This window comes from Enterobacter sp. MF024 (assembly GCF_005843915.1).
Classification (GTDB): domain Bacteria; phylum Pseudomonadota; class Gammaproteobacteria; order Enterobacterales; family Enterobacteriaceae; genus Enterobacter; species Enterobacter barmai.
Genome location: NZ_VCBB01000021.1, coordinates 24973 through 33408, shown reverse-complemented (window position 1 = coordinate 33408; position 8436 = coordinate 24973). Strand labels below are relative to the sequence as shown.

General features: G+C 54.7%; 9 protein-coding genes and 1 tRNA gene. 8 read left to right on the top strand and 2 right to left on the bottom strand.

Annotation, left to right across the window (positions count from 1 at the left end; all coding sequences use genetic code 11):
* Positions 1 to 86: 86 nt before the first annotated feature.
* A tRNA-Trp gene (locus FFB58_RS21895) sits at positions 87 to 162 on the top strand.
* 99 nt (positions 163 to 261) lie between these two features.
* On the opposite strand, the gene hdfR is transcribed toward FFB58_RS21895, so the two are convergent.
* On the bottom strand, positions 262 to 1083 hold the full coding sequence (gene hdfR / locus FFB58_RS21890) for an HTH-type transcriptional regulator HdfR (RefSeq protein ID WP_039031247.1): 822 nt from the start codon (positions 1081 to 1083) through the stop codon (positions 262 to 264).
* Positions 1084 to 1201: 118 nt separating this feature from the next.
* Between hdfR and FFB58_RS21885 the strand changes: the two genes are divergently transcribed.
* Positions 1202 to 1540 carry a DUF413 domain-containing protein gene (locus FFB58_RS21885; RefSeq protein WP_039031246.1) on the top strand — a complete coding sequence of 113 codons (339 nt, stop codon included), beginning with the start codon at positions 1202 to 1204 and terminating at the stop codon, positions 1538 to 1540.
* 25 nt (positions 1541 to 1565) lie between these two features.
* Here FFB58_RS21885 and FFB58_RS21880 read toward each other — a convergent pair whose 3' ends face one another.
* Positions 1566 to 3086: a YifB family Mg chelatase-like AAA ATPase gene (locus FFB58_RS21880; protein ID WP_138370988.1), complete on the bottom strand. Its 1521-nt coding sequence runs from the start codon at positions 3084 to 3086 to the stop codon at positions 1566 to 1568.
* Positions 3087 to 3428: 342 nt separating this feature from the next.
* On the opposite strand from FFB58_RS21880, the gene ilvL reads away from it, so the two are divergent.
* The 6 genes from ilvL (at position 3429) to ilvD (ending at position 8436) form a co-directional block, all read left to right on the top strand.
* The gene (gene ilvL / locus FFB58_RS21875; protein WP_023620831.1) at positions 3429 to 3527 is read left to right on the top strand and encodes an ilv operon leader peptide; all 99 of its coding nucleotides are present in this window, start codon (positions 3429 to 3431) and stop codon (positions 3525 to 3527) included.
* Between the two features lie 86 nt (positions 3528 to 3613).
* Positions 3614 to 3664: a peptide IlvX gene (ilvX, locus tag FFB58_RS23180; RefSeq protein ID WP_205735748.1), complete on the top strand. Its 51-nt coding sequence runs from the start codon at positions 3614 to 3616 to the stop codon at positions 3662 to 3664.
* Between the two features lie 2 nt (positions 3665 to 3666).
* On the top strand, positions 3667 to 5313 hold the full coding sequence (ilvG, locus tag FFB58_RS21870; protein ID WP_039031244.1) for an acetolactate synthase 2 catalytic subunit: 1647 nt from the start codon (positions 3667 to 3669) through the stop codon (positions 5311 to 5313).
* Entirely contained in the window at positions 5310 to 5579 is a 270-nt protein-coding gene (ilvM, locus tag FFB58_RS21865) for an acetolactate synthase 2 small subunit (RefSeq protein WP_039031243.1), read from the top strand. Before ilvG ends, ilvM begins: the two co-directional genes overlap by 4 nt.
* 16 nt (positions 5580 to 5595) lie before the next feature.
* Positions 5596 to 6525, top strand: coding sequence for a branched-chain-amino-acid transaminase (gene ilvE, locus FFB58_RS21860; RefSeq protein WP_039031242.1), 930 nt, complete (start codon positions 5596 to 5598; stop codon positions 6523 to 6525).
* Between the two features lie 60 nt (positions 6526 to 6585).
* Positions 6586 to 8436: a dihydroxy-acid dehydratase gene (gene ilvD / locus FFB58_RS21855; protein ID WP_039031241.1), complete on the top strand. Its 1851-nt coding sequence runs from the start codon at positions 6586 to 6588 to the stop codon at positions 8434 to 8436.

The window sequence follows — 8436 nt, the reverse complement described above, 5'->3', positions numbered from 1 at the left end:
AGGGGGTCGCGGGTTCGAGTCCCGTCCGTTCCGCCACTTATTTAAACTAAGCCTGCTACATTAGCAGGCTTAGTAGTAAGAAATTTAGGGGCGTAGCTCAGTTGGTAGAGCACCGGTCTCCAAAACCGGGTGTCGCGAGTTCGAGTCTCTCCGCCCCTGCCATATAAAGGATCCTTTGCTTCGGCGAAGGATTTTTTTTGCCTGCAATAAATCCCACTTTCTCCTCTCTAAGCCTTAATTGCGTCCCTGCAACCGGCTCAATTACTCCATCACACTGATTTTTAGCAGATCTTTGATTTGCACTTGCTTGTCACTGTTCTGAAGCCAGATGGCATAAAGCGGTCTCTGAAGCAGGGCTGAATCTGTCACCGTATACAAACCCTGTTTATTACTTGCCCAGCATTGCGGCAACCAGGTGCAACCTTTGAGTGCTGCGAGTTGTTGGCATGCTATTTCTGCAGAACTGGTAGTCAGCACCGGCACATCATCAGTCGCAATCAGACCTGCCTCGTGCGGCTGGAAATCGGGACCCCATTCAAGGCGCAGATAATTCAGATCGCTTTTGATAGCTGAGGGTTCAGCCGCATACAGCCCAAGGCTAAATTGCCCGAGGACCTGGCTACTGAATTCATCCATCTTCGGTGCTTCTGTCGTGATCAGCAGATCCAGTTGTCTTTCATGCAGCTGCTTAACCAGCGACTGCCGTTGCGCAATACGCGCCTCAAACTGTAAGTGGCCATAAGAGCGATACAATCGACTAAGCCATGGGCTGAGCATGCACTCCCATAGCGAGGCGCTGGCTCCGATAGAAAACTCATTATGCTTTGAGGTATGGGCAACCTCTTTGCGCGCGGCTTGCCAGGTGTTCATCAGCGTTTCTGCATAGGGCAGAAGTTTCTCTCCCGCTGGCGTTAAGCGTATGTTGTTGCGATGACGGGTAAAAAGGTTCACGCCGAGCTGATTTTCAAGCTGTCGAATACGAAAGCTCACTGCCGATTGCGTCAGATAAAGCGCTTCTGCGGCGCGCCCAAAGTGGCGAGTTCTGCTCACTTCGAGGAAAGTTTTTAGCAATTCCGTATCCACGGCTTTCTCCGCAAAATTATTTGTCGTAATGATTTAAATGTTTTGTTGGACGCTCTGTCAAGCGTAACTAATACTCCGCGCCATAAATAGCTCGGCCAAAGATATAGGAGCGTGTAGGATGGCGGAAAGCTTTACGACGACTAATCGTTTTTTCGACAATAAAAATTATCCACGCGGATTTTCTCGCCACGGTGATTTCACCATCAAAGAAGCACAACTGCTTGAGCGCCACGGTTATGCCTTCAATGAACTGGATTTGGGGAAACGTGAACCCTCCACTGAAGACGAAAAATCTTTTGTTGCCGTCTGCCGTGGTGAACGTGAGCCGGTAACGGAAGCGGAGCGCGTATGGATCAAGTATATGGCGCGTATTAAGCGTCCAAAGCGTTTCCATACTCTGTCTGGTGGTAAGCCACAGATGGAAGGTGCAGAAGACTACACCGATTCAGACGATTAAAAAGAAGGGGCTACGGCCCCTTTTTTTATGTCAGCATCTTCTGCAGATGCAACAGCAGACGGTCAATAGCCCGATAGCTCAGGGCCTCCTGCAGGTGCCTGCGTTCAATCTTCTCACACTCTTCAAGATCGGCAATCGTACGCGCAACCTTTAATAACCGCTGCCAGGCACGCACGGACAGGCCGAAGCGGGTCAGTGTCTCCTCCAGCCACAGCGCGTCATCTGCGGTTAGCTGGCAAAAGGTGCGGATCTCCGCGTTATCCAGATGTGCATTGCGTTTATTCTGTCGCGCCAGCTGTCTTTCCTGCGCAGCGATCACTCTGTTTCGTACGGTGAGGCTGGATTCTCCCGTTTTATGCGCCTGACTTAATAAGCCTGGCGGCGGGAGAGGGATCTCAAGCGATAAATCAAAACGATCGAGGAACGGGCCCGATAAGCGCCCAAGATAGCGAAGCGTCTGTTCGGGCGTGCAGCGATTATGATTGCCCTGATAGTGCCCTGTCGGACTGGGATTCATGGCGGCGATAAGCTGGAAGCGCGCCGGGTAGCTGATCTTGGCGCGCGTACGGGAGATATTGATTTGACCGGATTCGATGGGCTCGCGTAAAGCATCCAGCACGCGGCGTTCAAACTCGGGGAGCTCATCCAGAAAGAGGATACCATTATGCGCCAGCGAGATTTCTCCCGGGCCGGGGATAGCGCCTCCGCCCACCATCGCCACCAGCGAGGCGCTATGATGCGGTGCGCGAAAGGGGCGCTGGCGCCACTGCTTATACATGGATGTGGCGCTAACCAGACTCACGATCGCAGCGCTCTCCAGCGCCTCATGGTTGCTGAGCGGCGGAAGCAGGGTGTTAAGCCGGCTCGCGAGCATGGTCTTGCCGGTGCCGGGTGGACCAATAAGCAGCAGGTTATGCGCACCGGCAGCGGTGATCTCCAGCGCCCTTTTACCCTGTTCCTGACCGATGATATCGCTGATGTCACAATCGTTATGCTCTGCAACGAAAGGCTCACCAGCGGGCGCTGCCAGCTCATGACGCCCTTCCAGAAAGGCACAAACCTCCTGCAGATGTTCTGCCACCAGACAGCCTTTTTCTTCGATAAGGCTAACTTCGGCAGCATTATCTCTGGCAACTATAATCTCTCTACCAGCGCGTATAGCCGCCAGAGCACCAGATATCGCGCCAGGAACCCCTCTTAATGCTCCTGTAAGCGCCAGTTCCCCCACAAACTCATATGCACTTATCCTCGAGGAGGAGAGTTGCTCAGAGGCTGCGAGAAGCGCAATGGCGATAGGTAAGTCGTATCTTCCCCCTTCCTTGGGGAGATCGGCAGGTGCCAGATTAATAGTGATCTTTTTGGCCGGAAAGGTGTAGCCGCTATTGATGATCGCGCTGCGTACCCGGTCTCTGGCTTCCTTGACGGTGGTTTCGGGCAAGCCGACCAGCGTTAAGCCAGGCAGGCCATTACTGAGATGAACTTCAACGGAAATAAGCGGCGCTTTTACGCCTAACGCAGCGCGGGTATAGACAACCGACAATGACATATATGGCCTCCTTGATGAGTCACTATGTCATTTGTGTATCGCAATTTTTATCGGCAAATCGTGTTTTTACGCGGTATGTTCCTGAAAACTCACCTCAGATTGCAATATTTTCATTGTCATGGAATTCGGCTCGCAAAAGGTGATAAGGATGCCTTCTGACCGTTGCTGCGCATGAAAAAAATGAAAATAATTCATTTTCTATTTTTATCATAAAAAACAATGATTTTTATCTAAACTATTAGCCTCATAATAAAATCATTTATAAAAAAATGTTGTGTTTCATTCAGTATCTGTGATAACTCTTTAGGTATTCCTTCGAACAAGATGCAAAAAGAACAGCAAATGACAGCCCTTCTACTAGTGATTAGCCTGGTCGTGATTAGCGTGGTGGTGATTATTATCCCACCGTGCGGGGCTGCACTTGGACGAGGAAAGGCTTAATAATCAAGCCTTAACGAACTAAGACCCCCGCACCGAAAGGTCCGGGGGTTTTTTTATGACCTTAAAACATAAGCGAGGAGCAGACGATGAGTAGTAGCATAAAATTCTGTTTCTCCCGATTTACGACGGGGAACTAACTATGAATGGCGCACAGTGGGTAGTACATGCGTTGCGAGCGCAGGGAGTCGAGACAGTATTCGGTTACCCGGGTGGCGCAATTATGCCGATTTACGATGCTCTGTATGACGGCGGCGTGGAACATCTGTTGTGCCGACACGAGCAGGGTGCGGCGATGGCGGCCATTGGCTATGCGCGTGCTACGGGTAAAACGGGCGTCTGTATGGCGACCTCTGGCCCGGGCGCAACCAATCTGATCACCGGTCTGGCTGATGCACTGCTTGATTCTGTTCCCGTTGTAGCCATCACCGGTCAGGTGGCTTCTCCCTTCATCGGCACCGATGCTTTTCAGGAAGTGGACGTTCTCGGTTTGTCACTGGCGTGTACTAAACACAGCTTCCTCGTCCAGTCGCTGGAAGAGTTGCCCCGCGTAATGGCAGAGGCATTTGAGGTGGCAAACTCAGGCCGTCCTGGCCCGGTTCTGGTTGATATTCCAAAAGATATTCAGGTGGCGCTGGGTGAACTGGAGCCTCACTTCTCCACCGTTGAAGACGCAGATGACTTCCCACATGCCGAAGTACAAGAGGCATATCAGATGCTGGCCCATGCGCAAAAGCCCATTCTGTATGTTGGCGGCGGCGTGGGGATGGCGCAGGCCGTTCCGGCCCTGCGTGAATTTATCGCAGTAACCCAAATGCCTGCGACCTGCACGCTGAAAGGGCTGGGCGCAGTGGATGCCGATTACCCGTACTATCTGGGCATGCTGGGAATGCACGGCACCAAAGCCGCTAACCTCGCGGTGCAGGAGTGTGATCTGCTGATCGCTGTGGGCGCACGCTTCGACGATCGCGTTACCGGCAAGCTGAACACCTTCGCGCCGAATGCCAAAGTTATCCATATGGATATCGACCCGGCAGAAATGAACAAACTCCGTCAGGCGCACGTGGCTCTGCAGGGCGATCTCAATGCGCTGCTGCCTGCGTTACAGCAGCCATTAACTATCGACGCCTGGCGCCAGCATGCGGCAGAGATGCGCCGCGAACATGCCTGGCGCTACGACCATCCGGGCGACGCCATCTATGCGCCGTTGCTGCTGAAGCAGCTGTCAGATCGTAAACCTGCTGACAGCGTAGTAACCACCGATGTGGGCCAACACCAGATGTGGTCAGCCCAGCACATGACCTACACGCGTCCGGAAAACTTCATCACTTCCAGTGGCTTAGGCACGATGGGCTTTGGTCTGCCTGCCGCCGTTGGGGCACAGGTAGCGCGCCCGGACGATACGGTCATCTGTATCTCCGGTGACGGCTCTTTCATGATGAACGTGCAGGAGCTCGGCACCATCAAGCGTAAGCAGTTGCCGGTGAAGATCGTGCTGCTGGACAACCAACGTTTGGGCATGGTTCGCCAGTGGCAACAGCTCTTTTTCCAGGAGCGTTACAGCGAAACCACCCTGACCGATAACCCCGATTTCCTCGTTCTGGCCAGCGCCTTCGGCATTCCTGGCCAGCACATCACCCGTAAAGACCAGGTTGAAGCGGCACTTGATGAAATGCTGTCAAGCAAGGGGCCTTACCTGCTTCATGTCTCAATCGACGAGCTTGAGAATGTCTGGCCGTTGGTGCCGCCCGGCGCCAGTAACTCACAAATGCTGGAGAAATTATCATGATGCAACATCAGGTCGCCGTGCAGGCTCGCTTCAACCCGGAAACGTTAGAACGTGTATTGCGCGTGGTGCGCCATCGTGGGTTCCAGATCTGTTCAATGAACATGGAAACCGCCACCGATGCACAGAACATAAATATTGAATTGACCGTTGCCAGCCAGCGCCCCGTCGACTTACTGTTTAGCCAGTTGAGCAAACTTGTCGACGTCGCTCGGGTTGATATCCAGCAGCGTGCCGCTTCATCACAAACACAACAAATCCGCGCCTGAGCGCAAAGGAAGAAAAATGACGACGAAAAAAGCTGACTTCATTTGGTCCAATGGTGAGATGATTCGCTGGGAGGACGCTAAAGTCCACGTGATGTCCCACGCGCTTCACTACGGTACTTCTGTCTTTGAAGGTATCCGTTGCTACGACTCACACAAAGGCCCGGTGGTGTTCCGTCATCGTGAACACATGCAGCGTCTGCGTGATTCAGCCAAAATTTATCGTTTCCCGGTTTCTCAGAGCGTCGACGAGCTGATGGAAGCCTGTCGCGCGGTACTGCGCAAAAACAACCTGACCAGCGCCTATATTCGCCCGCTGGTGTTCGTGGGTGATGTGGGCATGGGCGTGAACCCGCCAGCCGGTTACACCACCGATGTGATCATCGCCGCGTTCCCGTGGGGGGCATACCTGGGCGCAGAAGCGCTGGAACAGGGGATCGACGCAATGGTCTCCTCCTGGAACCGTGTGGCGCCAAACACCATCCCAACCGCAGCCAAAGCGGGCGGTAACTACCTTTCCTCCCTGCTGGTTGGCAGCGAAGCACGTCGCCATGGCTATCAGGAAGGTATCGCCCTGGATGTGAACGGCTATATCTCTGAAGGTGCGGGTGAAAACCTGTTCGAAGTGAAAGACGGCATCCTGTTTACCCCACCGTTCACCTCTTCCGCCCTGCCGGGTATCACCCGTGACGCCATCATCAAGCTGGCGCAGGATCTGGGCATTGAAGTTCGTGAGCAGGTGCTGTCCCGTGAATCTCTGTATCTGGCCGATGAAGTATTCATGTCCGGCACGGCAGCTGAGATCACCCCGGTACGCAGCGTTGACGGTATCCAGGTAGGCGAAGGCCGCCGTGGTCCGGTCACCAAACGTATCCAGGAAGCTTTCTTTGGCCTCTTTACCGGTGAAACCGAAGATAAATGGGGTTGGTTGGATCAGGTTAATCCATAAGCATAAATATGGGACGGCACGTACCGTCCCATTTACCAGATAGACGGGAGTAAATAACGCATGCCTAAGTACCGTTCCGCCACCACCACTCACGGCCGCAATATGGCGGGTGCCCGCGCGCTGTGGCGCGCCACCGGAATGACCGACGCCGATTTCGGGAAACCGATTATTGCCGTGGTCAACTCTTTTACCCAGTTTGTGCCGGGCCACGTGCACCTGCGCGATCTCGGGAAGCTGGTTGCCGAGCAGATTGAAGCCTCCGGCGGCGTGGCGAAAGAGTTCAACACCATCGCCGTGGATGACGGGATCGCGATGGGGCACGGGGGCATGCTTTATTCATTGCCGTCGCGCGAGCTGATTGCCGACTCGGTGGAGTACATGGTCAATGCCCACTGCGCCGATGCCATGGTCTGTATCTCCAACTGCGACAAAATCACCCCGGGGATGCTGATGGCCTCCCTGCGCCTGAACATTCCGGTGATCTTCGTTTCCGGCGGCCCAATGGAAGCAGGTAAAACCAAGCTCTCCGACAAAATCATCAAGCTCGACCTGGTCGATGCGATGATTCAGGGCGCTGACCCGAAAGTTTCCGACGAGCAGAGCGATCAGGTTGAGCGTTCAGCCTGCCCGACCTGCGGCTCCTGTTCCGGTATGTTCACCGCCAACTCGATGAACTGCCTGACCGAAGCGCTGGGCCTGTCTCAGCCGGGCAACGGCTCGCTGCTGGCGACCCACGCCGATCGTAAACAGCTGTTCCTCAACGCCGGTAAACGCATCGTTGAGCTGACCAAGCGCTACTACGAGCAGGACGATGCCAGCGCACTGCCGCGCAATATTGCCAGCAAAGCGGCATTTGAGAACGCCATGACCCTGGATATCGCCATGGGCGGTTCCACTAACACCGTTCTGCACCTGCTGGCTGCTGCGCAAGAAGCAGAGATCGATTTCACCATGAGTGATATCGACAAGCTCTCCCGCAAAGTGCCGCAGCTGTGTAAGGTTGCGCCAAGCACGCAGAAATACCACATGGAAGATGTTCACCGCGCCGGTGGCGTGCTGGGGATCCTCGGCGAGCTGGACCGCGCCGGGCTAATGAACCGTGACGTGAAAAACGTGCTGGGCCTGACGCTGCCGCAGTCGCTGGATCAGTACGACGTGATGCTGACCAAAGACGAAGCCGTCAAAAAAATGTTCCGCGCGGGTCCTGCCGGTATCCGTACCACCCAGGCGTTCTCGCAGGATTGTCGCTGGGACACCCTGGATGACGATCGCGCTGAAGGCTGTATCCGCTCGCTGGAAAATGCCTACAGCAAAGATGGCGGCCTGGCGGTTCTGTATGGCAACTTCGCGGAAAACGGCTGTATCGTTAAAACCGCAGGCGTGGATGACAGCATCCTGAAATTTACCGGCCCGGCTAAAGTCTATGAAAGCCAGGACGACGCGGTAGAAGCGATCCTCGGCGGCAAAGTGGTTGAGGGCGACGTCGTGGTGATCCGCTACGAAGGGCCGAAAGGCGGGCCAGGCATGCAGGAGATGCTCTACCCGACCACCTTCCTGAAATCGATGGGTCTGGGTAAAGCCTGCGCGCTGATCACCGACGGTCGTTTCTCAGGCGGCACATCCGGTCTCTCTATCGGCCACGTTTCGCCGGAAGCGGCAAGCGGCGGCAACATCGCGATCATCGAAGACGGCGACCTGATCGAAATCGACATTCCGAATCGCGGTATTCAGCTGAAGCTGAGCGACCAGGAAATTGCAGCCCGCCGCGAAGCACAGGAAGCGCGTGGGGATAAAGCCTGGACGCCGAAAGATCGTCAGCGTGAAGTCTCCTTCGCCCTGCGCGCTTACGCTACCCTCGCCACCAGTGCAGATAAAGGCGCAGTGCGCGATAAATCTAAACTTGGGGGCTAA

Bases quoted from the DNA above. Each gene is read 5' to 3' on its own strand.
- ilvL (WP_023620831.1), top strand. From the start codon at position 3,429: ATGACAGCCCTTCTACTAGTGATTAGCCTGGTCGTGATTAGCGTGGTG.
- ilvG (WP_039031244.1), top strand. From the start codon at position 3,667: ATGAATGGCGCACAGTGGGTAGTACATGCGTTGCGAGCGCAGGGAGTC.
- ilvM (WP_039031243.1), top strand. From the start codon at position 5,310: ATGATGCAACATCAGGTCGCCGTGCAGGCTCGCTTCAACCCGGAAACG.
- ilvE (WP_039031242.1), top strand. From the start codon at position 5,596: ATGACGACGAAAAAAGCTGACTTCATTTGGTCCAATGGTGAGATGATT.
- ilvD (WP_039031241.1), top strand. From the start codon at position 6,586: ATGCCTAAGTACCGTTCCGCCACCACCACTCACGGCCGCAATATGGCG.
- FFB58_RS21880 (WP_138370988.1), bottom strand. From the start codon at position 3,086: ATGTCATTGTCGGTTGTCTATACCCGCGCTGCGTTAGGCGTAAAAGCG.
- FFB58_RS21885 (WP_039031246.1), top strand. From the start codon at position 1,202: ATGGCGGAAAGCTTTACGACGACTAATCGTTTTTTCGACAATAAAAAT.